The organism is Pseudomonas sp. FG13 (assembly GCF_057809755.1).
On record NZ_JBMDKO010000003.1, the window covers coordinates 258,217 to 282,459 of the forward strand.

Here is a 24,243-nt window from a genome sequence, read left to right on the forward strand (position 1 = left end):
TCTTAAAGCGACGAATATTTCTTGCGCAGACGCTGACGGATCAGCTCGGCGAGGGTGTTCATGATGAAGGTGAACAGCAGCAACACCAGCGCCGACAGGAACAGCACGCGGTAATGGCTGCCGCCGACTTCCGATTCGGGCATTTCCACCGCCACGTTGGCCGCCAGGGTCCGCAGGCCTTCGAACAGGTTCATTTCCATGACCGGCGTGTTGCCGGTGGCCATCAAGACGATCATGGTTTCACCCACCGCACGGCCCATGCCGATCATCAACGCCGAGAAGATGCCGGGGCTGGCGGTAAGGATCACCACGCGGGTCATCGTCTGCCAAGGCGTGGCGCCCAGGGCCAGGGAGCCCAGGGTCAGGCCGCGCGGCACGCTGAACACGGCGTCTTCGGCGATGGAGTAGATGTTCGGGATCACCGCGAAGCCCATCGCCAGGCCCACCACCAGGGCGTTGCGCTGATCGTAGGTGATGCCCAGGTCATGGGAGATCCACATGCGCATGTCGCCGCCGAAGAACCAGGCTTCCATGTACGGGCTCATGTACAGCGAGAGCCAGCCCACGAACAGGATCACCGGGATCAGCAGCGCACTTTCCCAGCCATCCGGCACTTTCAGGCGAACGGACTCCGGCAGGCGGCTGAAGACGAAACCGGCCACCAGGATGCCAATCGGCAACAGCATCAGCAGGCTGAAGATACCCGGCAGGTGCCCTTCGACGTAGGGCGCCAGGAACAGGCCGGCGAAGAAGCCGAGAATCACCGTCGGCATGGCTTCCATCAATTCGATCACCGGCTTGACTTTGCGGCGCATCCCGGGGGCCATGAAGTACGCGGTGTAGATGGCGGCGGCCACCGCCAGCGGTGCAGCCAGCAACATGGCGTAAAACGCGGCTTTCAACGTACCGAAGGTCAGCGGCGAGAGACTCAGCTTGGGTTCGAAATCGGTGTTGGCGGCGGTCGATTGCCAGACGTATTTAGGCTCGTCGTAGTTCTCGTACCAGACCTTGCCCCACAACGCGCTCCAGGAGACTTCCGGGTGCGGGTTATCCAGCAACAGCGGTTTCAGCTTGCCGCCCTGCTCCACGATCAACCGGTTTGCCCGGGGCGACATGCCGAACACGCCCTGCCCATCGACCACCTGGTCCACCAGCAATGTGCGGTGGGCAGTGCTGTGGAACACACCCAGCTTGCCAGCGGCGTCGAGGGCGACGAAGCCCTTGCGGCGCTCTTCGGCGGTGATCTCGACGATTGGCGCGGTGCCCATCTGGAAGGTGCGGATCTCTTTCAGGCGCTGCTCGCCGTCCACATCCCGGGCCATGAACCACTGGGACAGGCCGCCCTTGGAGTCGCCGACGATCAACGAAATCCCGCCCACCAGTTGGGTCGCGGTGGTGACCTGGGCGTCGGCATTTTCCAGCAACTTGTAACGACCGTTGAGGCTCTTGTCCCGCAGGCTGAACACATCGGCCTGGGCCCGGCCGTTGACCACGTACAGCCATTGCTGGCGTGGGTCGACAAAAATGTTCTTCACCGGCTCGGTCATCTGCGGCAGATCGATCCGCGTCTGCTCGCTGGTGACTTCACCGGTCATCATGTTCTCTTCGCTGGTGATCGACAGCACCTGCAACTGAGCACCGCTGGAACCGGCGATCAGCAGGGTCGAATCGGTGGCGTTGAGGCTGACGTGCTCCAGGGGTGCGCCCTGCTCATTCAAGGCGATAGGTGTTTCGCCATAGGGGTATTCAACGGCCGGTGAGATGGTCTTCTTGCCGTCCGGGTAGCTGACCTTATAGGTGTGTCGGAACACCAGGGCCTGGCCATTGGACAGACCGATGGCTACCAACGGGCTGCCGGGCTGGTCTTCGCCAATGGACGTCACGCTGGCACCGGCTGGCACCGGCAGGTCGACACGACGCAGCTCGGCACCGCTGTCGATGTCGTAGAACAGCGCCTGGCCCTTGTCGGAAACCCGCATGGCGACCTGGTTCTGCTCTTCGATAGCGATCATCAGCGGCTTGCCGGCGTCCTGCATCCAGGCCGGGGTGATGGAGTCCTTGGCCGTCAAGTCCGCGCCCTGGAACAGAGGCAACACCACGTAGGCCAGGAAAAAGAAGATCAAGGTAATGGCAGCCAGAACGGCAAGGCCACCGACCAGGACGTACCAGCGGGTCAGGCGGTCCTTGAGCGCACGGATACGGCGCTTGCGTTGCAGCTCAGGCGTATTGAAATCAATGCGCTTGGGAGGGGAAGTCGTAGTCATTGTGGAATTGGCCAGATCATTCATGCGCACACCCTAGCGATCCTGTATGACAGAAAGATGACAATGCAGTGACGCAGCAAATCCGCCGCCCGTGGAAGCTGGCAGCGGAGAGGAAATTAGTGTCTGTGGGAGCAGGCTTGCTCGCGAAGGGGCCAGCACATTCAACATGGATGCCGACTGATCCATCGCATTCGCGAGCAAGCCCGCTCCCACAGAGAGCCGGGCGTTGGCCCGGGCTCAGGTGTTACTTCTTGGCGACGTTTGCGCCTTCCGACAGACCCAGGTCAGCCAGTGCCTTGGCGGCTACTTTGGCTGGCAGTGGGATGTAGCCGTCCTTGACCACGACTTCCTGACCTTGCTTGGACAGGACCATCTTCACGAACTCGGCTTCCAGCGGGGCCAGAGGCTTGTTCGGGGCCTTGTTGACGTACACGTAGAGGAAACGCGACAGCGGGTATTTGCCGTTCAGTGCGTTCTCTTCGCTATCTTCGATGAACTCGGTGCTGCCTTTCTTGGCCAGGGCCACGGTTTTCACGCTGGCGGTCTTGTAGCCGATGCCCGAGTAACCCACGCCGTTCAGCGAGGAGCTGATCGACTGCACGACCGAAGCCGAGCCAGGTTGTTCGTTGACGTTTGGCTTGTAGTCACCTTTGCACAGGGCTTCTTCCTTGAAGTAGCCGTAGGTGCCGGATACCGAGTTGCGACCAAACAGTTGAACCGGCTTGTTAGCCAGGTCGCCGGTCACGCCCAGGTCGCCCCAGGTCTTGACGTCAGCCTTGGCGCCGCACAGGCGGGTGGACGAGAAGATCGCGTCGACCTGTTCCATGGTCAGGTGCTGGATCGGGTTGTCCTTGTGCACGAATACAGCCAGGGCGTCCACGGCAACCGGGATAGCGGTTGGCTTGTAGCCGTACTTCTGCTCGAAGGCCTGCAGTTCGTTGTCCTTCATCTTGCGGCTCATCGGGCCCAGGTTGGAGGTGCCTTCGGTGAGTGCGGGCGGCGCGGTGGAGGAGCCGGCGGCCTGAATCTGGATGTTTACGTTCGGGTATTCCTTCTTGTAGTTCTCGGCCCACAAGGTCATCAGGTTTGCCAGGGTATCGGAGCCGACGCTGGACAGGTTGCCCGACACACCAGTGGTCTTGGTGTAGCTCGGGATCGCAGGATCAACAGCGGCAACCGCGTTGGCAGTCGCTACGCCAGCAGCGACAAAAGTCATTGCCGCCATCAAACGCTTCAGTTTCATGCCTTACTCCTAGCAGATAGGGTGTGTTAAGTCGGCCAAGTATCGGTAAGCCGTGTGAACACTCTATGGCTGAAATATGACAATTGGATGAAAGGCCAGCATTGAGTTTTACAGGATGATTCGCAGAGTCCCCTATCGCGAGCAGGCTCGCTCCCACAATGGTTCTGCGCCATCGCGTAAACCCTGTGGGAGCGAGCCTGCTCGCGATGAGGCCAGTAAAGCCAATGAAAAACGGAAGACTAGCGCCCTTTCCTCCACAGGTAGGCACCCACCACCATCCCGACCCCACACAACACCGCCACATAATAAGCCGGCCCCATCGGGCTCTCCTTGAGCAGCAGGCTCACGATCATCGGCGTCAGGCCGCCGAAAATCGCATAGGCCACATTGTAGGAGAACGACAGGCCGCTGAAGCGCACCACCGGCGGGAAGGCTTTGACCATGACGTAGGGCACCGCCCCGATGGTGCCCACCAGCAGACCGGTGAGGGCATACATGGGGAACAGCCACTGCGGATGGTCGGCCAGGTTGTGGTAGAAGGTCCAGGCACTGGCCAGCAACGCGGCGCAACCGAAGACGAAGACCCGTCCCGCGCCGAAGCGGTCCGCCAGGGCACCGGCCAGGATGCAGCCAATGCTCAACATCACGATCGCCACACTGTTGGCTTGCAAGGCGGTGGTCGCCGCGAAATGGTAGACCGTCTGCAGGACCGTCGGGGTCATCAGGATCAGCACCACGATGGCGGCTGACAACAGCCAGGTCAGCAGCATGGAGATAACGATGGCGCCGCGGTGGTCGCGCAGCACCGCGCGCAACGGCACTTCTTCAGCCAGGGCCTTGCGCAATTGTAGTTCGGCGAACACCGGAGTCTCGTGGAGCCACTGGCGCAGATACACCGAAAAGAGCCCGAACACACCGCCCAGCAGGAACGGAATGCGCCAGGCGTAATCCGCCACTTCCACCGGCGTATAGAGGCTGTTGATCGCGGTGGCCACCAGCGAGCCCAGCAGGATCCCCGCCGTCAGGCCGGACGTGAGGGTGCCGCAGGCATAACCAATGTGGCGCCCCGGAACGTGTTCGGAGACAAATACCCAGGCCCCCGGCACTTCGCCGCCAATGGCCGCGCCCTGGATCACCCGCATCAGCAACAGCAGGATCGGCGCCCACATGCCGATCTGCGCGTAGGTGGGCAACAGGCCCATGATCAGCGTGGGTACGGCCATCATGAAGATGCTCAGGGTGAACATCTTCTTGCGTCCCAACAGGTCGCCGAAGTGCGCCATCACGATCCCGCCCAGGGGCCGGGCCAGATAGCCGGCGGCAAAGATGCCGAATGTCTGCATCAGGCGCAGCCACTCGGGCATGTCGGCGGGGAAGAACAATTTGCCGACCACAGTGGCGAAGAACACGAAAATGATGAAATCGTAGAACTCCAGGGCGCCGCCCAGAGCAGACAGCGACAGGGTCTTGTAATCGTTGCGGGTCAATGGACGGGCGGGTTGCGCAGGGGCTGCCGTGCTCGAAGGCGCAGTGGTCATGGCGAAGGCTTCTCTTATAGTCGGTTCTGCAACCCGCAAATCGGGGTTGGAGCGGTTTGGCACGATAGCAAATTGTTCGAAAAAGCACAGTGAGGCGCGTCATTCTCGGTCGAAATCAGAACCCGGTAGTCGTCTCGACGTCTATCGCCCGATATACTCGCTAGCTTGCGACACTCTGTAAGGGGTTGCTGTGCGAAAACGTCGTTGGTGCAGGGTTTGTAGGAAAAAACGCCAGAACCAGCCGGTTTCGCAGAGTCTCCCTTTAGCGCGCCTTTACGAAAAACGTGACGAACGCAATGTGTTCGGGCTGAATCGTTTTTTACGAAGACGGCTATTCACCTGAAGTACAAGACAGAGTTACGGGTCAGAGGCACCCCCGGCATGATAGAGCTCGAACAAGAAGATCCAATTCCGCAAGGCGACCTGGCCCTGCAAATCACCGCGCTTCCCCGCGAGACCAATGGCTTCGGCGATATCTTCGGCGGCTGGTTGGTGTCCCAGATGGACCTGGCCGGCACGGCAATGGCCAGCCGGGTAGCCGGCGGGCGCGTGGCGACCGTAGCGATCGATCGCATGGCGTTCCTGGTGCCAGTGGCCGTGGGGGCTCAGCTGTCGTTCTACACCCAGACCCTGGAAATCGGCCGCAGCTCGATCCAGATGATGGTCGAGGTCTGGAGCGACGACCCACTGTCCAGTGAATGGCGCAAGGTGACCGAGGCGGTGTTCGTGTTCGTTGCTATCGATGGCAGTGGCCGCACCCGTTCGGTTCCGCCGCGCGCTCGTTAAACGCGACGGCCGTTTTGTGGTCCATTGCGGTTCCTGTTCCTGAACGAGGTTTGCAGTATGCCCACGCCCAATGTCGAAGCCGTCAAACTGGATGAACTCAATGGCTGGCGTATCCGCCACGGTCAGGCCGAGTTGCTGGTGGCCCAGCAAGGCGCGCATATCCTCAGCTATCAAGTGGACGGCCAACCGCCGCTGATCTGGCTCAACGACCAGGCGACCTTCAAGGCTGGCAAGAGCATCCGTGCCGGTGTGCCGGTGTGCTGGCCGTGGTTCGGCAACCTGACCCGTAACCCCGACAGCGTCCAGGCCATGCGCGTGAGCAACGAGCCGGCCACCGCCCACGGCCTGGTGCGGGCGATGGATTGGGAATTGAAAGGCATCGAAACCGAGGGCGAAGGCCTGAAAGTCGAATTCGTGCTGCCCTATCCCGAAAACGGCCTGCCGGGCTGGCCTCATCAGGTCGACCTGACGCTGACCATCGTGATGGACGCGCAATTGCACATCCGCCTCACCAGCCATAACCGCGGCAGCGAAACCGTCAGCCTCAGCCAGGCGCTGCACAGCTATTTCGCGGTGAGCGACGTGCGCAACGTGCATGTCGAAGGCGTGGCCGGCTTGAACTACATCGAAACCCTGGACGACTGGAATACCGCCACCCAGTCCGGCGACCTGCACTTTGCCGGCGAGACCGACCGTGTCTATCTCGATACCCCGGCGACGCTGAGCATCGTCGATCCGCATTGGGAACGGCGGATCGAACTGACCAGCAGCGGCTCGCGCTCGGCGGTGATCTGGAACCCCTGGACCGAACGCGCCAAGGCCTTCAGCGACATGGCCGACGATGGCTGGCAGCGCATGCTGTGCATCGAAACGGCGAATGTGATGGACGATGTGGTGACGCTGCTGCCCGAGGCCAGTCATACCCTGGGCGTGAGCATCAGTAGCAAACCGCTCTAAAACCCATCACATCCCTCGGTGGGAGCGAGCCTGCTCGCGATAGCGATCTGTCAGCCACCATTACTTTGACTGATCCACCGCTATCGCGAGCAGGCTCGCTCCCACAGGGGATCTGCGTCAGGTTGACCTGAGCTACAAATCCGCTTCCTGCACCACCCGCACCTTCTCCGCATCCAGCGCATACGCCGCACTCGCCAGGTCGTTGTCGACCTTTTCGATCTTCAGCGTGCCGGTCACCCACAGCGGCGTGTAGATGTCGTCCAGCTTCAAGCCCTTGGGGTAGCGCACCAGCACCAGTTGGTTAGGCGGTGGCGGCGGAACGTGGATGCAGGCGCCGGGGTATGGCACCAGAAAGAACAGCGTGCTGCGGCCCTTGGCGTCGGTTTCCAGCGGTACCGGGTAGCCGCCGATGCGGATGTGCTTGTCGTTCATCGAGGCCACGGTCTTGGTCGAATACATCACCGCCGGCAAGCCTTTGCTTTGCTTCAGGCCACCCTTGTTGGTGAAGGTGCCATTGGCTTCGGGGGAGTTGTGGTCGATCTCGGGCATGGCCTCAAGGGCTTTCTGGTCCGACTTGGGCATCAGTTCGAGCCAATCGGTTTCCGGCAATTCGGCAGCATGGGCCAGGCCACTGCCCAGCAGAAGAAGGGTCAACACTAGACGGCGCATGAAAGGGCTCGGCAATGAGTGGTAGATGGAACGCCGGGCATTCTAGCCCCCTGCGCGCGCCATGCGCAGGGGGCTTTGTCGCATTGACTCAGTTTCTTTTGATCAGGCCGTAGATCACCAGCAGCACAATCGCGCCGACCAGGGCACCGATGAAACCGGCCCCTTGCCCGGCCTGGTAGATACCCAGGGCCTGGCCGCCATAGGTGGCTGCCAGCGAACCGCCGATACCGAGCAGGATGGTCATGATCCAGCCCATGCTGTCGTCGCCCGGTTTCAGGAAGCGTGCCAGCAGGCCAACGATCAAGCCGATGAAGATGGTTCCGATGATTCCCATGGCATTTCCCTCTTTTTTGAGACGCTAAGCCAAAGCCTGGTCAGGCTTTGGCGCTTAGCCATGAGAGAGTCTTGCCGATGAATGGTTCCACCGAAAACACGCACTATTGCTCGGCGATCAGCGTCTCGACCTTGATGATCTGCTGGGCCAGCGTGGCCCGGTCAGCACAACGCAGGTTGGCGTGGCCGACCTTGCGACCGGCCTTGAACGCCTTGCCATAGTGATGCAGATGGCAATCGGCAATCGCCAGGACCTTCTCGGTGTCCGGTACTTTGCCGATGAAGTTCAGCATCGCGCTTTCGCCGACCTTGGCGGTCGAGCCCAGCGGCAGCCCGGCCACTGCCCGCAGGTGGTTCTCGAACTGGCTGCACTCGGCGCCTTCGGTGGTCCAGTGCCCGGAGTTGTGCACCCGCGGCGCGATTTCGTTGGCCTTGAGACCGCCGTCCACTTCAAAGAACTCGAACGCCATCACGCCGACGTAGTCGAGCTGCTTGAGCACGCGGCTGGAATAATCCTCGGCCAGGGCCTGCAGCGGATGGTCGGTGCTGGCGACGGAAAGCTTGAGAATGCCGTCCTTGTGGGTGTTGTGCACCAGCGGGTAGAAACGGATTTCACCGTCGCGGGCACGCACGGCGATCAGCGAGACTTCACCGGTGAACGGCACGAAACCTTCCAGCAGGCAGCCCACGCTGCCCAGTTCGGCGAACGTACCGGCTACGTCTTCAGGGTTGCGCAGGACTTTCTGGCCCTTGCCGTCATAACCCAGGGTGCGGGTCTTGAGCACGGCCGGCAGGCCGATGGCTGCGACGGCGGCTTCCAGGTCTGCCTGGGATTGAATGTCAGCGAAGGCCGGGGTAGGAATGCCCAGGTCCTTGAACATGTTCTTCTCGAACCAGCGGTCGCGGGCGATGCGCAAGGCTTCGGCGCTCGGGTAGACCGGGACGAACTGGGACAGGAAGGCGACGGTTTCGGCCGGGACGCTCTCGAACTCGAACGTCACCAGATCGACTTCATCGGCCAGTTGGCGCAGGTGATCCTGGTCGCCGTAGTCGGCCCGCAGGTGTTCACCCAGCGCGGCGGCACAGGCGTCCGGCGCCGGGTCCAGGAAAGCGAAGTTCATCCCCAGCGGCGTACCTGCCAGGGCCAACATGCGACCCAACTGGCCGCCACCGATTACACCGATCTTCATTCGTCAACAACCTCAGGCAATGCGTGGGTCTGGATTGTCCAGGACGCTGTCTGTCTGCTCAGCGCGGAATTTTTTCAGCACGGTATGGAATTGTGGATGCTTGGCACCCAGGATACTCGCCGACAACAGGGCGGCGTTGATCGCGCCGGCCTTGCCGATGGCCAGGGTCGCGACCGGAATGCCGGCCGGCATCTGCACGATGGACAACAGCGAATCGACGCCCGAGAGCATCGACGACTGCACCGGCACGCCCAGCACCGGCAGGTGGGTCTTGGCCGCACACATGCCTGGCAGGTGAGCCGCACCACCGGCACCGGCGATGATCACCTCGATACCACGGGCCTCGGCTTCTTCGGCGTACTGGAACAGCAGGTCCGGGGTGCGGTGGGCAGAGACCACTTTCACCTCATAAGGGATGCCGAGCTTTTCCAGCATATCGGCGGTGTGGCTAAGGGTGGACCAATCGGACTTGGAGCCCATGATCACGCCAACCAGTGCACTCATCGTCGTGCCTCTTCTCTCTGGGCGCCCGCAGGCGCGTCAAAAAACAACAAGCCACGCGGGAAACCGGCGTGGCTTGTTGTACGAATAATGGCCGATCTGGACCGGCCGAAGGCCGCGCAGTATACCGCAATGAAGCAGATAAACAGCCCCTGTCGCGACCATCTGTCATTTGTGCCTGGACAGCGGTTTTATTGACTTCAAGGTCAATACAAGAACACCCCAGATCCCCCTCTGTGGGAGCGGGCTTGCTCGCGAAAGCGGAGGATCAGTGCAGAAGGTGGTGACTGGCACGCCGCCTTCGCGAGCAAGCCCGCTCCCACATCTGATCTGTATTGATTCCATACGTTGTGAACGACACAAACCCTGTGGGAGCGAGCCTGCTCGCGATAGCGGTGGGCCAGGCAACAGTGATGTTGAATGTCAGTCCGTCATCGCGAGCAGGCTCGCTCCCACAGGGTTGTGCGTGTTTTCAGGAGCCGGCGCCACCTTCGAGCTTGCGCCACAGCAATCGCACATTGGCCTTGCGCACCAGGGCACAGCGGTACAGGCGGATCTCCAGCGGGACGTGCCATTGCGCACCGCCGCAGATCACCAGTTCGCCCCGGGCCAGTTCGGCGCGCACGCTCAGTTGCGGCACCCAGGCGATGCCCAGGCCTTCCAGGGCCATGCTTTTCAAGCTGTCGGCCATGGCCGTTTCGTAGACAGTGGTGAAACGCAGCGCCCGCTGACGCAGCAACTGGTTCACCGAACGACCGAGAAACGCCCCGGCGCTGTAGGCCAGTAGCGGCACGCTGGCCTCGCCTTCGAGGTCGAACAGCGGCTTGCCGTTGGCATCGGCGGCACACACCGGCAGCATTTCGGTCTGGCCCAGGTGCAGCGACGGGAAGATTTCCGGGTCCATCTGCATCGCCGAATCCGGGTCGTAGAACGCCAGCATCAGGTCGCAACCGCCTTCACGCAGGGCATGGACGGCATCGCCGACGTTGGTCGCCACCAGGCGCGTGGCGATGTTCATGCCTTCGTTGCGCAACTGCGCGATCCAGCGCGGGAAAAAGCCCAACGCCAAGGAGTGCGCAGCCGCTACCTGGATCACTTCGCCCTGCCCGCCTTCCAGATGATGCAAATGCCGCAGCACCTCGCCCAACTGTTCCACTACCGTGCGCGCCGTCACCAGGAACAACTGCCCGGCCGCTGTCAGCTCGACCGGCGTGCGGGAGCGGTTGACCAACGTCAGCCCCAGCGCCGCCTCAAGGCTACGGATCCGCCGACTGAACGCCGGTTGCGTGACGAAACGCCGTTCGGCCGCCTGGGAGAAACTGCGAGTAGCCGCCAAGGCACTGAAGTCCTCGAGCCATTTGCTTTCAAGATTCATCACGCTCTCCCGAAACATGCACCAAAACAGGTCACACGTCCGCCGTACCGTCGGCGTCACATCCGCATTATGCCGAATATGCATAGGGCAGTGTTTAACAGCATTGGCCCTTACGTTTATGAGAGCCTACGATCCACAGCGTTCCGGCTCAGACCGGGTCCTTATCGAGATGATTTCCATCATGTCCTCCGCTGCATCATTCCGCACAGAAAAAGACCTGCTTGGCGTACTCGAAGTACCAGCACAAGCGTATTACGGCATCCAGACCCTGCGAGCGGTGAACAACTTCCGTCTCTCGGGCGTTCCGATCTCGCATTACCCCAAGCTGGTGGTCGGTCTGGCGATGGTCAAACAGGCTGCCGCTGACGCCAACCGCGAGTTGGGCCAACTCAGCGAAGCCAAGCATGCAGCCATCAGCGAAGCCTGTGCCCGTCTGATCCGCGGCGATTTCCACGAAGAATTCGTGGTGGACATGATTCAGGGCGGCGCCGGCACGTCGACCAACATGAATGCCAACGAAGTCATCGCCAACATCGCCCTGGAGGCCATGGGCCACCAGAAAGGCGAATACCAGTACCTGCACCCGAACAACGACGTGAACATGGCGCAGTCTACCAACGACGCCTACCCGACCGCGATCCGCCTGGGTCTGCTGCTGGGTCACGATGCGTTGCTGGCCAGCCTCGACAGCCTGATCCAGTCGTTCGCCGCCAAGGGTGAAGAATTCAGCCACGTTCTGAAAATGGGTCGCACCCAGCTGCAGGACGCCGTGCCGATGACCCTCGGCCAGGAATTCCGCGCCTTCGCCACCACCCTGAGCGAAGACCTGGCGCGCTTGAAAACCCTGGCGCCCGAACTGCTGACCGAAGTGAACCTGGGCGGCACCGCCATCGGCACCGGCATCAACGCCGACCCGCGCTACCAGGCCCTGGCCGTACAGCGCCTGGCAACCATCAGCGGCCAGCCGCTGGTACCGGCCGCCGACCTGATCGAAGCCACGTCTGACATGGGTGCCTTCGTCCTGTTCTCCGGCATGCTCAAACGCACCGCGGTCAAGCTGTCGAAGATCTGCAACGACCTGCGCCTGCTGTCCAGCGGTCCACGCACCGGTATCAACGAAATCAACCTGCCGGCCCGCCAGCCAGGCAGCTCGATCATGCCCGGCAAGGTCAACCCGGTGATCCCGGAAGCGGTCAACCAGGTGGCGTTCCAGATCATCGGCAACGACCTGGCCCTGACCATGGCAGCCGAAGGCGGCCAACTGCAGCTGAACGTGATGGAGCCACTGATCGCCTTCAAGATCTTCGACTCGATCCGCCTGCTGCAACGGGCCATGGACATGCTGCGCGAGCACTGCATCGTGGGCATCACCGCCAACGAAGCGCGCTGCCGCGAACTGGTCGAGCACTCGATCGGCCTGGTCACCGCCCTGAACCCGTACATCGGCTATGAAAACGCCACCCGCATCGCCCGTGTTGCCCTGGAAAGCGGCCGCGGCGTGCTGGAACTGGTGCGCGAAGAAGGCTTGCTCGACGACGCCATGCTCGACGACATCCTGCGCCCGGAAAACATGATTGCTCCGCGTCTGGTCCCGCTGAAAGCGTGATCGATGCAACCACCGCTCACCAGGTCGAGGGACTAGACACCTCTCACCTTTTGAGGGCTTGGGGATTATTCCCCAAGCCCTTTTTTTGCCACTGCCACGGAGGCCTTATGCCGAAAACGACAACATCGGATAAAGATCGCAGCCTTGGACAGCTCCTGCAAAGGGCTGTCGAAGGCTGCGATTTTCGTTAATCCCAGCAAGTCGTTTCGTCGCTTGCACCACAACCGTGCAGACGGGCATCGCACTGATAGGTATAGTGCCGCCCCTCTTCACATGTGTGGTCGTCGGTAGCGAGATCTTAAACATGCGAAACCCGAACTAATAACAACCCGCGAATTGGACCGGGACGAAACCTCGCCTCACCTGTCAAGCCGTGCGCCGACGGATGTTTCGTGATGTTTCCAAATGGCCAGCATTTGCTTAAACAAAAAACAGCGAGGAATACTCATGCTCGAAGTCATCAACGACTTCCTCTCAGGGAAAGTGCTGATCCTGCTCATTGTCGGGCTCGGCGGCTACTTCACGATCCGCTCGCGTTTCGTCCAGTTCCGTCATTTCTTCCACATGTTCGCGGTGTTCCGTGACAGCCTAAAAAGCAGCACCGACCAGCTCAGCTCCTTCCAGGCCCTGATGCTCAGCCTCGCCGGTCGTGTCGGCGCGGGCAACATTGCCGGTGTCGGCATCGCCGTGACCCTCGGCGGCCCCGGTGCAGTGTTCTGGATGTGGGTAACCGCGCTGGTCGGCATGTCCAGCAGCTTCTTCGAGTGCTCCCTCGGCCAGCTGTACAAGCGCTGCGACTCCGAAGGCCAGTACCGTGGCGGCCCGTCCTACTACATCCAGCACGGCCTGCAGAAACGCTGGTTGGGCATGATCATGGCCTTCCTGCTGCTGATCACTTTCGGCTTCGCCTTCAACGGCCTGCAAGCCCACGCCGTGACCCACTCGCTGAACAATGCCTTCGGCCTCGACACCACCTACACCGGCCTGGGCCTGGCGGTGCTGCTGGGCCTGGTGTTCATCGGCGGGATCAAGCGTATCGCCCGCGTCGCCGACCTGCTGGTACCGGTCAAGACCCTGGCCTACATCGCCGTGACCATCTACGTGATCGTGCTGCAGTTCGACCACGTACCGGCCATGCTGGCTACCATCGTCAAGAGCGCCTTCGGTCTGGACCAAGCGTTCGGCGGCCTGATCGGCAGCGCCATCGTCATGGGCGTCAAGCGCGGCGTCTTCGCCAACGAAGCAGGCCTGGGCAGTGCGCCTAACGTGGCCGCCGTTGCATCGGTCGAACACCCGGTCGCCCAAGGCGTGGTCCAGGCGTTCAGCGTGTTCCTGGACACCTTCGTGATCTGCACCTGCACCGCGCTGCTGATCCTGCTGTCGGGCTTCTACACCGCAGGCTTCGAAGGCGACGGCATTGCCCTGACCCAGAACTCCCTGGCCGCCGTGGTCGGTGACTGGGGCCGGATGTTCATCTCCGTGGCCTTGGCGCTGTTCGTGTTCACCTCGATCCTCTACAACTACTACCTGGGCGAAAACAACCTGCGCTTCATGCTCGGTGAGAACCGCAAGGCGCTGATCGGTTATCGCGCACTGGTACTGGTGCTGATTTTCTGGGGCGCCATCGAAAATCTCAGCACCGTGTTCGCTTTCGCCGACATCACCATGACCCTGCTGGCCTTCGTGAACCTGATCGCGCTGTTCCTGCTGTTCAAGGTCGGCATGCGCATCCTGCGCGACTACGACGCCCAGCGTTCGGCCGGCATCAAGACTCCGGTCTTCGATTCCAGCAAATTCCCGGACCTGGATCTGGACCGCAAAGCCTGGCCAGCCAGCCCATCCGCCTCGGCTGCCCAGCCTGACGCGGTGACCGGTGTGGCCGCAGCGCAACGCTGATCGGCAAGCCTGCTGCAAAAACCGGGCGCATCCCCTGCGCCCGGCGTGACACAACGTAAGGTCGGCGTCATGCTCGACCTTATGTTGGGCAGCTCGACGAAGCTGCCGTTTTCGTCCTCGGAGAACAACCATGAATTCCTCGACCTATCCTGCCGCCCAGCACGTCATGGTGCTCTACACCGGCGGCACCATCGGTATGCAAGCCAGCGCCCACGGCCTCGCCCCGGCTTCCGGCTTCGAAGCTCGCATGCGCGACTACCTGCACAGCCAACCTGAACTCGCCGTCCCGCAATGGCGCTTCCGGGAAATGTCGCCGCTGATCGACAGCGCCAACATGACCCCAACCTATTGGCAGCAACTGCGCGAAGCGGTGGTCGACGCCGTGGATGTGCAAGGTTGTGACAGCGTGTTGATCCTGCACGGCACCGATACCCTGGCCTACAGCGCGGCGGCGATGAGCTTCCAGTTGTTGGGCCTGCATGCCCGTGTCTGCTTCACCGGTTCCATGCTGCCCGCCGGCGTGACCGACAGCGACGCCTGGGAAAACCTCAGCGGCGCGCTGGTCGCCCTCGGCCGGGGCCTGGCGCCGGGCGTGCACCTGTACTTCCACGGCGAGCTGCTGGCGCCGACCCGTTGCGCGAAAGTACGCAGTTTCGGTCGCCATCCGTTCAAACGCCTGGAGCGTCAGGGCGGCGGTGCCAAAGCCACGTCGCTGCCGGCGCAGTTGAATTACAACCAGCCGAAGCAACTGGCGAACGTCGCGGTACTACCGTTGTTTCCGGGCATCAGCGCCGACATCCTCGATGGCCTGCTGAGCAGCGGCATCCAGGGCCTGGTGCTGGAATGCTACGGCAGCGGAACCGGCCCGAGCGACAACCCGGCCTTCCTCGCCAGCCTGACCCGAGCGCGGGACAGCGGCGTGGTGGTGGTGGCGGTGACGCAATGCCATGAAGGCGGCGTGGAGCTGGACGTGTACGAGGCCGGCAGCCGTTTGCGTGGCGTCGGCGTGCTGTCCGGCGGCGGCATGACCCGCGAGGCTGCGTACGGCAAGTTGCAGGCGCTGATCGGCGCAGGGCTGCCGGTGGATGAGATCCGGCGGTTGGTTGAGCTGGACCTGTGTGGCGAACTGATCTGACCGCCAGGCACACCTGTGGGAGCAAGGCTTGCCCGCGACAAAGTTGACGCGATCCTCAGAAATCGCGGCGATATATCGCGAGCAGGCTTTGCTCCTACAATTTGCTGCCACGAAGCATGGCAGCTTTGGGCTTTACTCCCGGCACACAACTTGCTCAATTTACAGCTTCCCCAGGCTGGAAACGGACATGCTTCATTCCCACCTCACCACCCTCAACGCCGTCTCACTGGTGCTCAACGCCTTCAAACATGAAGGCCTGCCCAGTGACGAATTGCTGGCCGGCAGCGGCATCAGCGCGGCGGACCTGAGCCGGGCCGACACGCGTATCACCACCAACCAGGAAATGCAGGTCTGCGCCAACGCCGTGGCCCTCAAGCGCGACATCGGCCTGGAATTGGGGCGCAGCATGCACGTTTCCTCCTACGGCATGCTCGGCTACGCCCTGCTCACCAGTGCCACCTTAGGTGACGCCTTGCAGCTGGCGCTGCGCTATCCGGCGCTATTGGGAACACTCTTCGACCTGAACCTGGAAGACGATGGCGAGCACCTCTGGTTCAGCGCCAGCGACTATCGGGAGGCCCCGGCCCTGGCCGCATTCAACGCCGAATTCTGCATGGTCTCGCTAAAAGTCATCTGCAACGACCTGCTCGGTCACCCGCTGCCCTTGCGCGCGGCGCGCTTCGAACACCCGGCACCGGATTACCAAGCCCGCTACGGGGCCCATTTCGATTGCCCGGTGCGTTTCGACGCCATCGACAACGCCTTTGCCTTCGACCGCCACTGGCTCGACCACCCGTTGCCGCTGGCCGACCCCATCACCCACCACGCCATGGTCGAACGCTGCCGCAAGCAAAATATCGAATTCACCGGCCGCCAGGCCTGGCTGGGCCGCATCCGCCAACTGCTCGCCGCCCAGCTCGACGCCGCCCCCGGCCTGGAAGGCCTGGCCGAACAAATGAACTGCTCCGCCCGCACGTTACGCCGGCACCTCAAGGATTCGGGTTGCAGTTACCAGGAGCTACTGGACGAACTGCGCTTCGAGCGGGCCAAGCAAATGCTCTGCGAGGACCAACTCCCCATCCACCGCATCGCCGAACTGCTGGGCTTCAGCGAAACCGCCAGCTTCCGCCACGCCTTCGTCCGCTGGAGCGGCGTGGCGCCGAGCCAGTTCAGGTCTTGAGCCCACGACTGTGGACCGCTCCCATCTCCTGTGGCGAGGGGATTTAGCGAAGCGTCGCACCGCCCCGCTGGGGTGCGCAGCAGCCCCAATCCAACCGACGCCACACACTCGTAAACCGGATAACGGCCCTTGACCAATTAGGATGCCCGTCCTACGCTCAGAACCATTAATTAGGTCGACCGTCCTAACCTCAATCAATGGGGGCCGGAAAGGTGATGGGGAGACAGTTGGATGGCTGAAATCACAACCCGCGAGCGCATCGTCGCGGAGGCAGACCGGCTGTTCTATGAGAACGGTTACGAACACACCTCTTTCGCAGACATCGCCCACGCCGTCGGTATCTCTCGTGGCAACTTTTATTACCACTTCAAAAGCAAGGACGAGATCCTGGATGCCGTTATCGCGGAACGTCTGCTGAGCACTTCACACATGCTTAAAGCATGGGAGGCAGAAAGTGCCTCCCCCTCCGAACGCATCAAGAGCTTCATCTTCATCGTCGTCACGAACCAAGCCCAGATCATTCGCCATGGTTGCCCGGTTGGCACGCTATGCAGCGAGCTGGCCAAGCTTGGCCACCCGGCGCAGCCACAGTCCAGCCAACTTTTTGCCCTGTTCCGTACCTGGTTGCGCCAGCAATTCGCTCTATTGGGGCGCGGGCCAGACGCGGATTCGCTGGCAATGCATGTATTGGCGTTCAGCCAGGGTGTGGCGTTGCTTGCACAGGCGTTTCACGACGAGCACTTCGTCAAGCTCGAGGCCGAACGCATGAGTAGATGGCTCGACGGCATCACCGGCACGACACGGACTTCGACCCAATAACCCATCACCCTTAGGAAGGACCTACGAATGTTCATCGTATCTCTGCGATTTTCAGCTGGACGCGAACTGGCGGGTCAGTGGATGCAAGCCCATAAGGACTGGCTGCAGTGCGGCTTTGACGACGGTGTCTTTATCCTGGCTGGAAGCCTTCAGCCGCAAGCCGGAGGGATGATCCTGGCAAGCGGAATCACACTGGCCCAACTTGAGGATCGCGTCAGTGGCGACCCCTTCGTGATTCAGGGTGTCGTGCAGGCAGAAATTGTCGAGGTGAAGCCATCGAAGGCCGACCCACGCCTGGCATTTTTGCTGGCCAGTACCGGGAGCTGACGCCATGGATACGACGATCATTGGCCTGGATGGGCAGCGTCGATGCCGCTGGTGCGCAGCCGCGCCGGAATTTCTTCAATACCACGATACCGAGTGGGGCTTTCCTGTGGTTGACGATAGACGCCTGTTCGAGAAGATCAGCCTTGAGGGATTCCAGTCTGGCCTCAGCTGGCGCACGATCCTGGCCAAGCGGGATAACTTTCGTGCCGCCTTTGATGGCTTCGACTTCGTCCGGGTCGCTCAGTACAACGACAGCGATGTAGAGCGTCTGCTTCAAGACGCTGGCATCGTTCGCCATCGCGGCAAGATCGAAGCTGTCATCAACAATGCCCGTCGTGCCTGCGAGCTCGTCGAAACGGAAGGCTCGTTGGCTTCCTTTTTTTGGCGCTACGCTCCTCAGGTTGCGAACCCGATTGAACCTCAGACCGCCTCGACGTCTGTCGAGTCGGTCGCGCTATCGAAAGAGCTGAAAAAACGAGGCTGGAAGTTCGTTGGGCCTACGACCGTTTATGCGTTCATGCAGGCAATGGGATTGTTGAACGACCATGCAACTGAATGCGTTATCAGGACACGAGTCGAACATGCACGGCGGGGCTTCGCACAACCTCAGGTGTTCCTGAAGCCAGGCACACCCTAGCCCCGATCGAACCGATGCCTATCTACCGACAGACCACATCAGCCAACCTGCGATCGCTGCGCCGTCGAGCGGGAGCAAGCTCCCTCGCCACAAATTGCAGCCATTTCCAGTCCGCATCGCATGGCCTGACTACAAGCCTTCCGCCAGGCTACCCAACCTTGCGCCTTTGCCTACAACTGCGCCGGAATCCGCCCGCTTGCGCGCCCAGGTCCTGGCCCCTATCGTAATTCCGGTCGCCGCACGCTCTGCGACCGGGTTTGAAAACCCTAGGCTCTGTACGAAAAGTCTTGAGACAAAGGTCAGTCAAGGCGAAAACAGCCGAGGAACGGCCGGGGTCGCGTCCGACTGTACTGAAGTACATGAGCATTCCGATGCTGTTTTCAACGCAGCATGAACGAGTCTCAAGGCTTTTCGTACAGAGGCAAGGAAGATCATGGGCTTTCATCGAACTCGATTGACATAGTGATTGTTCCGCAACAATAATCATCCCAACGCATGAGGGGTGACTCTCGTGCCTACCTTCCGAGGCCCGCTTGAGAGAAATCTCTGCGGGCTTTCGTGTTTCTGTGACAAGGAATCCGGTCACTATGACGCATTACGTGGCGTACCTAGACGAATTCGGGCACGTCGGCCAGTACGTCTCACGCAATCATCCAAGGTACAAAACCCATCCCATTTTCGGGTTTGCTGGCCTGATACTTCCGGCTACCGAAATCCGCGAATTCGCAATCTATTTCTACAAGCTAAAATGTCAGCTCCTGGCGTTCGACCTTGCCAACGATAATCCTAAGAACCTGCCCGCATACCAGTGGGAGAAAAAGGGCTCTCAGCTCTATGCCCTCCGGAACATCACCAGGTACGAACAACTCCGCCGCTCCACGTTCCGTCTCCTGAGCCACATAGAGAAAATTGGCGGCCACGTCTTCTACACAGGGGAGCGCAAGACCACTGACCCTGGTGCCCATGACTCCGCCGAAACGTTCAAACGGCAGCTCCTGCAGTCGGTGCGCAAAATAGACCGATTCTGCGTGCAGAGCGGCTCAACCTTCATGTTGATGCTCGATGAACAACGCTGCGGTAACGAATGGCGGGAAACCAACGTGGAGGTCTGCACGCTGGCCATGTTTGAGGACGCCTCGGAGAAATGTAGAGCACTCATAGAGCCGCCCATTCAGGCCGAAAGCCACCTGTTCCAAACCATCCAGTGCGCCGACTGGATCTGCGGCCTTATCGGGCGGCTGACGGCCTTATCAGTTGCACCTGACGAATATCCAGAGTTGGAACCATTCGATAAATATTTTTCAGATCGTATCGCCACAGTCACCATGCCAGGCAGCGGCCTGGAACATCAGAAGAGCGCTGAGATACCTGCCGAGCAGGCCGGAGAGCCTATGCCCGACGCAACTGGTGCCTTCGTAGGCGATTAATGCCCATCCACGCATGGGCGCCGGGCTGTATAACGCGTCGTCCGTGCGAAGCACTTAGAGCGAGCGGCCGCCGTCGACAATGATTTCCGAACCAACCGTCCATCGTGACTCGTCCGAAGCCAGGTACAGCACAGCCTTGGCGACTTCGTCGGGCGTGCCGAAGCGGCCGAACGGGATGGTCGCAATGATGTCTTTGTTGACCTGCTCGCGATAGGCATCGGGAATCCCGAGCTTGTCGTAAAGCGGCGTATCGACCGGGCCGGGGCTGACGGCATTGAAACGAATGCCACGCTGGAGCAGTTCGCTCGAAAGCGTCTTCGACATGTTGAGGAACGCGGCCTTTGTCGCCCCATACACCGATGAATGCGCAGCGCCGATGTGTGCATTGACCGATGTATTGAGCACGACCGACGCGGGGTTCGCAAAGACGGGTAGCAGCGCCTGAATCAGAAAGTACGGCCCCTTGACGTTGATGTCGAAGGAGCGATCGAACATGTCCTCCGTCCACTCCTCGATTGGCAGCCAAACGGATACGCCCGCATTGAGGAAGGCAACATCGAGTTGGCCATAGTGAGTCTGAACGACATGCGCCAGTTCCTTCTGAGCAGCGATGCTGGCCGAGTCGGCACGGAGTACCAGAACCTCGCTCCCCAGTTCCGCCTGGGCATTTGCGATGGATGCCGGATTGACTCCAGTGACGATCACCCGTGCGCCTTCAGCAAGGAATTGCTTGGCCGTTTCCAGGCCAATGCCGCTGGTGCCACCGGTAATGAGAGTGCGTTTGCCTTGTAATCGGGACATGTAAAGTTTCCTTTCGGTTTTCAAGGTCAGTCGATGCACTGACCTGCTTGAGGGAAACTATGTATTCATGCCCACATATTGATAAGATTGTTTCTTTGCATACATTTCATGCCGAAACTGCATGAATAAGGACCCAAATGGATCGACTGCTGCTGATGACCTGCTTTGTCCGCGCTGTCGAGACAGGAAGTTTCTCGGCTGCGGGGCGCGACTTGGGGCTGGGTCAGCCCAACGTCAGCCGCTATGTGGCTGCGCTGGAAGATCATCTACAGACCAGGTTGCTGCACCGATCCACGCGAAAGCTTGCTCTCACCCCCGAGGGAGAGCGCTATTACGCAGACGCCTTGCGCATTCTCGACGCCGTAGCACAATCGGAGTCGTCATTCAGGGAAAACGTCGCCCCGTCCGGATTGTTGCGCATCGCCTGTCCGACCGCGCTAGCCCATACCTTCGTCTTGCCGCATGTCTCCACCTTCCTGGAACGCTATCCAGAGTTGACGCTCGATCTGCAGCTCAATGACCGCTATGTAAATCTGGTCGACGAAGGGGCTGAACTGGCGATTCGCATCGGACATCTGGAAGACAGCGCAATGCGTGCCCGACCGCTGGCCTGGTTCGAGCGTGTGTGCGTTGCCAGCAAGGGATACCTGGCCAAACGCGGAATCCCCGTTACGCCCAATGATCTGAGAACGCACGATTGCCTGATCTACACCTTGCTGTCGACAGGCACTACATGGCGTTTCCGCAATATCGAGGTTCCCGTTTCCGGCAGGCTTCGGGTCAACTCGCCCGAAGCCATACGAACGTGTGTCAATGCCGGGCTGGGGATCGCACAGGGGCCTGAATGGCTTTACGAGGAAGGGCTGAAAAATGGCAATCTGCAGTTGGTGCTGAGGGACTACGTAGCCCCGCCCGTCCCCCTTCAAGTCGTCTACCTGGCGGATAGGCTCCTGCCCAAACGCGCCCTCGTATTCATGGATTTCATCGCCGAAGTATTTGCGAAGAGTCCTGCATTCAGCGAGCGCCACAAGCTGTCTCAGTTGCAATAGTCCAGCGTACGACCGCGCCATCGCCATGCCTTGATCCTAAGGTCCTGATCCCACCAAAGAGCCATTTCCGGTCAAACCTTTTGGCCATTTCAATCCCCTTTTGGCCTCTCCCACCGTTCTCCTGAGTTCCACCCGCCGCAAGACTATCCTCAACCGATCAGTCCCCTTGCGGAGAACAACAATGCTGACGATCTATTCAGACGATCACCACCTGCACCACGGCCGCTGCGAGCTCATGGACGGGCAGCTCATGCCCTGTTTCGAAATGCCCTCCCGCGCCGACCACGTGCTGGAGCGGGTCAAGGCTCGTGCGCTGGGGCCGGTGGAAGCGCCACGGGATTTCGGCCTGGCGCCCATCCAGCGCATCCACACCCCCGCCTACCTGGAGTTCTTCAAAGGCGCCTGGGATCGCTGGGCCGAATACAACCGCGACGGCGACTTGCTGCCCTTCACCTGGCCGGCTCGCACCCTGCGCACGGTGATCCCGAAGAGCCTGCACGGCCAACTCGGCTATTACAGCTTCGACGGTGGCGCGCCGATCACCGCCGGGACCTGGCAAGCCGCCTACAGCGCGGCCCAGGTGGCCCTCACCGCCCAGGCCGAGATCCAGCGTGGCGCGCGCAGTGCCTTTGCGCTGTGTCGGCCGCCGGGGCATCACGCTGCCAGTGATCTGATGGGGGGTTATTGCTACCTCAACAACGCGGCCATCGCCGCCCAGGCGTTTCTCGACCAGGGCCATGGGAAGGTCGCAATCCTCGATGTGGATTACCACCACGGCAACGGCACTCAGTCGATCTTCTATGGGCGCAGCGACGTGCTGTTCGCCTCGATTCATGGCCATCCGGAGGCAGAATTTCCGTTCTTCCTCGGTTATGCGGACGAGCGCGGCGAAGGCGCTGGCGAAGGCTTCAACTTCAACTATCCATTGTCGGCCGGTTCAGGCTGGGACACCTGGAGTGCTGCGCTGGAGCAGGCGTGCAGCGAGGTCCAGGGTTACGACGCCGATGTCATCGTCGTCTCGCTGGGCGTGGACACGTTCAAAGACGACCCGATCTCGCAGTTCAAGCTCGACAGCCCGGATTACCTGGCGATGGGCAAACGTATCGCGGCACTTGGCAAGCCGACGCTGTTCGTGATGGAAGGCGGCTATGCGGTGGCGGAAATCGGCATCAACGCCGTGAATGTTCTCGAAGGTTTTCAAAGCGCCCAATGAGGAAGAAGAGCATGCAAAGACTCAAGCGTTTGATGGTCCCCGCCCTCTGCACCGCGCTGCTGTGTAGCGCCGCCCAGGCCGAAGAGCGGACCTTGCGCGTCTACAACTGGTTCGACTACATCACGCCCAAGGCCCTGGAAGACTTCAAGGCGCAGAACAGTCAGGTCAAGTTGGTCTACGACATTTTCGATACCAATGAAGCCTTGGAGGCCAAGTTGCTGACCGGTAATTCCGGCTATGACGTGGTGGTGCCTTCCAATGTGTTCCTTGCCAAGCAGATCGAGGCCGGGGTATTCCAGCCGCTGGACCGCAGCAAGTTGCCGAACTGGAATCACCTCGATCCCAAGTTGATGAAGTTGATCGAGGCCAACGATCCGGGCAACAAGTTCGCCGTGCCGTACATGTACGGGACCATTCTGATCGGCTTCAACCCGGACAAAGTCAAGGCTGTCCTGGGTGATAACGCGCCAGTGGACAGTTGGGACCTGATCTTCAAGGAAGAAAACATCAGCAAGCTCAAGCAGTGCGGCGTGGCGCTGCTGGATTCACCTTCGGAAATCCTGCCCCTGGCCTTGCAGCACCTGGGACTGGACCCCAACAGCAAGAAGCCGGCGGATTATGCCAAGGCCGAGGCGTTGATGATGAAGCTCCGGCCGCACATCACGTACTTCCATTCTTCCAAGTACATGGCGGACATCGCCAATGGCGACATTTGCGTGGCGGTTGGGTATTCCGGGAGTTTTTCCCAGGCGGCCAATCGGGCCAAGGATGCCAAGAATGGTGTGACGGTGGACATGCGGCTGCCCAAGGAAGGCGCGCCGATCTGGTTCGACATGCTTGCCATTCCAAAAGGGGCGAAGAACCCGGATGACGCGTACGCCTTTATCAACTACTTGCTGCAGCCGAAGGTGATTGCACCGGTGAGTGATTTTGTGGGTTATCCGAATCCGAACAAGGATGCTACCGAGATGGTGGATCCGGCGATTCGTGGCAATCCCAATCTTTACCCGACAGAGGCGGCCATGGCGACGCTGTATACCTTGCAGCCTTTGCCGAGGGATGCCGAACGGGTGCGCACGCGGGTCTGGACCCGGATCAAGTCTGGGCAATGACCAGGGGGCTTGCTCGCGATGGCGGTGGGTCAGTCACCAGCGATGTTGGATGGGCCGACGCCTTCGCGAGCGAGCCCGCTCCCACAGGTTCTGCGTCGGGCATGAAGATCGGGTACGCCGCCAATCCCATTGTGGGAGCGAGCCTGCTCGCGATGGCGATGGGTCAGTTACCCGTGATGTTGGAT

22 protein-coding genes are annotated in these 24,243 nt (G+C 60.8%); 13 read left to right on the top strand and 9 right to left on the bottom strand.

Features of this window, described 5'->3' with window-relative positions; all coding sequences use genetic code 11:
- Nucleotides 1–2: 2 nt before the first annotated feature.
- The 3 genes from ACODTO_RS05130 to ACODTO_RS05140 all read right to left on the bottom strand — a co-directional run bounded on the left by ACODTO_RS05130 (nt 3) and on the right by ACODTO_RS05140 (nt 5,045).
- Nucleotides 3–2,036, bottom strand: a complete 2,034-nt coding sequence (locus ACODTO_RS05130; RefSeq protein ID WP_175362316.1) for an ABC transporter permease subunit — start codon at nt 2,034–2,036, stop codon at nt 3–5.
- Between the two features lie 472 nt (nt 2,037–2,508).
- A complete protein-coding gene (locus ACODTO_RS05135) occupies nt 2,509–3,507 on the bottom strand; it encodes a phosphate ABC transporter substrate-binding protein PstS (protein ID WP_139641264.1) in 999 nt (332 codons plus the stop codon).
- A gap of 239 nt (nt 3,508–3,746) precedes the next feature.
- Nucleotides 3,747–5,045, bottom strand: coding sequence for an MFS transporter (locus tag ACODTO_RS05140; protein WP_139641266.1), 1,299 nt, complete (start codon nt 5,043–5,045; stop codon nt 3,747–3,749).
- Between the two features lie 381 nt (nt 5,046–5,426).
- Here ACODTO_RS05140 and ACODTO_RS05145 point away from each other — a divergent pair, with 381 nt between their 5' ends.
- Entirely contained in the window at nt 5,427–5,831 is a 405-nt protein-coding gene (locus ACODTO_RS05145) for an acyl-CoA thioesterase (RefSeq protein ID WP_139641270.1), read from the top strand.
- 57 nt (nt 5,832–5,888) lie between these two features.
- Nucleotides 5,889–6,788: a D-hexose-6-phosphate mutarotase gene (locus ACODTO_RS05150; RefSeq protein WP_175362301.1), complete on the top strand. Its 900-nt coding sequence runs from the start codon at nt 5,889–5,891 to the stop codon at nt 6,786–6,788.
- Nucleotides 6,789–6,920: 132 nt separating this feature from the next.
- Here the strand turns inward: ACODTO_RS05150 and ACODTO_RS05155 are convergent, their stop codons facing one another.
- The 5 genes from ACODTO_RS05155 to ACODTO_RS05175 form a co-directional block, all read right to left on the bottom strand.
- Nucleotides 6,921–7,457, bottom strand: coding sequence for a DUF3299 domain-containing protein (locus ACODTO_RS05155; RefSeq protein WP_144929008.1), 537 nt, complete (start codon nt 7,455–7,457; stop codon nt 6,921–6,923).
- Between the two features lie 88 nt (nt 7,458–7,545).
- Nucleotides 7,546–7,791: a GlsB/YeaQ/YmgE family stress response membrane protein gene (locus tag ACODTO_RS05160; RefSeq protein ID WP_003187057.1), complete on the bottom strand. Its 246-nt coding sequence runs from the start codon at nt 7,789–7,791 to the stop codon at nt 7,546–7,548.
- Nucleotides 7,792–7,894: 103 nt separating this feature from the next.
- Complete coding sequence (locus ACODTO_RS05165; RefSeq protein ID WP_047703863.1) at nt 7,895–8,980, bottom strand: 5-(carboxyamino)imidazole ribonucleotide synthase; 1,086 nt, start codon at nt 8,978–8,980, stop codon at nt 7,895–7,897.
- Nucleotides 8,981–8,992: 12 nt separating this feature from the next.
- A complete protein-coding gene (gene purE / locus ACODTO_RS05170; RefSeq protein WP_003196369.1) occupies nt 8,993–9,484 on the bottom strand; it encodes a 5-(carboxyamino)imidazole ribonucleotide mutase in 492 nt (163 codons plus the stop codon).
- A gap of 469 nt (nt 9,485–9,953) precedes the next feature.
- The gene (locus ACODTO_RS05175) at nt 9,954–10,856 is read right to left on the bottom strand and encodes a LysR substrate-binding domain-containing protein (RefSeq protein ID WP_139641275.1); all 903 of its coding nucleotides are present in this window, start codon (nt 10,854–10,856) and stop codon (nt 9,954–9,956) included.
- Between the two features lie 181 nt (nt 10,857–11,037).
- Here ACODTO_RS05175 and aspA point away from each other — a divergent pair, with 181 nt between their 5' ends.
- The 8 genes from aspA to ACODTO_RS05215 all read left to right on the top strand — a co-directional run bounded on the left by aspA (nt 11,038) and on the right by ACODTO_RS05215 (nt 19,883).
- Nucleotides 11,038–12,462: an aspartate ammonia-lyase gene (gene aspA / locus ACODTO_RS05180; protein WP_139641277.1), complete on the top strand. Its 1,425-nt coding sequence runs from the start codon at nt 11,038–11,040 to the stop codon at nt 12,460–12,462.
- 447 nt (nt 12,463–12,909) lie between these two features.
- On the top strand, nt 12,910–14,358 hold the full coding sequence (locus ACODTO_RS05185) for an alanine/glycine:cation symporter family protein (RefSeq protein ID WP_139641279.1): 1,449 nt from the start codon (nt 12,910–12,912) through the stop codon (nt 14,356–14,358).
- A gap of 130 nt (nt 14,359–14,488) precedes the next feature.
- Nucleotides 14,489–15,493 (top strand): asparaginase, encoded by a 1,005-nt coding sequence (locus tag ACODTO_RS05190; protein ID WP_489106052.1) that lies wholly within the window; start codon nt 14,489–14,491, stop codon nt 15,491–15,493.
- Nucleotides 15,494–15,680: 187 nt separating this feature from the next.
- Nucleotides 15,681–16,673, top strand: a complete 993-nt coding sequence (locus tag ACODTO_RS05195) for an AraC family transcriptional regulator (RefSeq protein WP_489106053.1) — start codon at nt 15,681–15,683, stop codon at nt 16,671–16,673.
- 231 nt (nt 16,674–16,904) lie between these two features.
- Entirely contained in the window at nt 16,905–17,492 is a 588-nt protein-coding gene (locus tag ACODTO_RS05200) for a TetR/AcrR family transcriptional regulator (RefSeq protein ID WP_489106054.1), read from the top strand.
- A 27-nt stretch (nt 17,493–17,519) separates the two neighbouring features.
- On the top strand, nt 17,520–17,819 hold the full coding sequence (locus tag ACODTO_RS05205) for a YciI family protein (protein WP_175386725.1): 300 nt from the start codon (nt 17,520–17,522) through the stop codon (nt 17,817–17,819).
- A 4-nt stretch (nt 17,820–17,823) separates the two neighbouring features.
- On the top strand, nt 17,824–18,456 hold the full coding sequence (locus ACODTO_RS05210) for a DNA-3-methyladenine glycosylase I (RefSeq protein WP_175386726.1): 633 nt from the start codon (nt 17,824–17,826) through the stop codon (nt 18,454–18,456).
- 587 nt (nt 18,457–19,043) lie between these two features.
- A complete protein-coding gene (locus ACODTO_RS05215; protein ID WP_175386727.1) occupies nt 19,044–19,883 on the top strand; it encodes a DUF3800 domain-containing protein in 840 nt (279 codons plus the stop codon).
- 54 nt (nt 19,884–19,937) lie between these two features.
- On the opposite strand, the gene ACODTO_RS05220 is transcribed toward ACODTO_RS05215, so the two are convergent.
- Nucleotides 19,938–20,684: an SDR family oxidoreductase gene (locus tag ACODTO_RS05220; RefSeq protein WP_489106055.1), complete on the bottom strand. Its 747-nt coding sequence runs from the start codon at nt 20,682–20,684 to the stop codon at nt 19,938–19,940.
- 137 nt (nt 20,685–20,821) lie between these two features.
- Here ACODTO_RS05220 and ACODTO_RS05225 point away from each other — a divergent pair, with 137 nt between their 5' ends.
- From ACODTO_RS05225 to ACODTO_RS05235, 3 genes are all read left to right on the top strand, one after another.
- A complete protein-coding gene (locus ACODTO_RS05225; protein WP_175362297.1) occupies nt 20,822–21,733 on the top strand; it encodes a LysR family transcriptional regulator in 912 nt (303 codons plus the stop codon).
- A 181-nt stretch (nt 21,734–21,914) separates the two neighbouring features.
- Nucleotides 21,915–22,946, top strand: coding sequence for a histone deacetylase family protein (locus ACODTO_RS05230; protein WP_139641292.1), 1,032 nt, complete (start codon nt 21,915–21,917; stop codon nt 22,944–22,946).
- Between the two features lie 11 nt (nt 22,947–22,957).
- A complete protein-coding gene (locus ACODTO_RS05235) occupies nt 22,958–24,058 on the top strand; it encodes a polyamine ABC transporter substrate-binding protein (protein WP_139641294.1) in 1,101 nt (366 codons plus the stop codon).
- Nucleotides 24,059–24,243 lie beyond the last annotated feature (185 nt).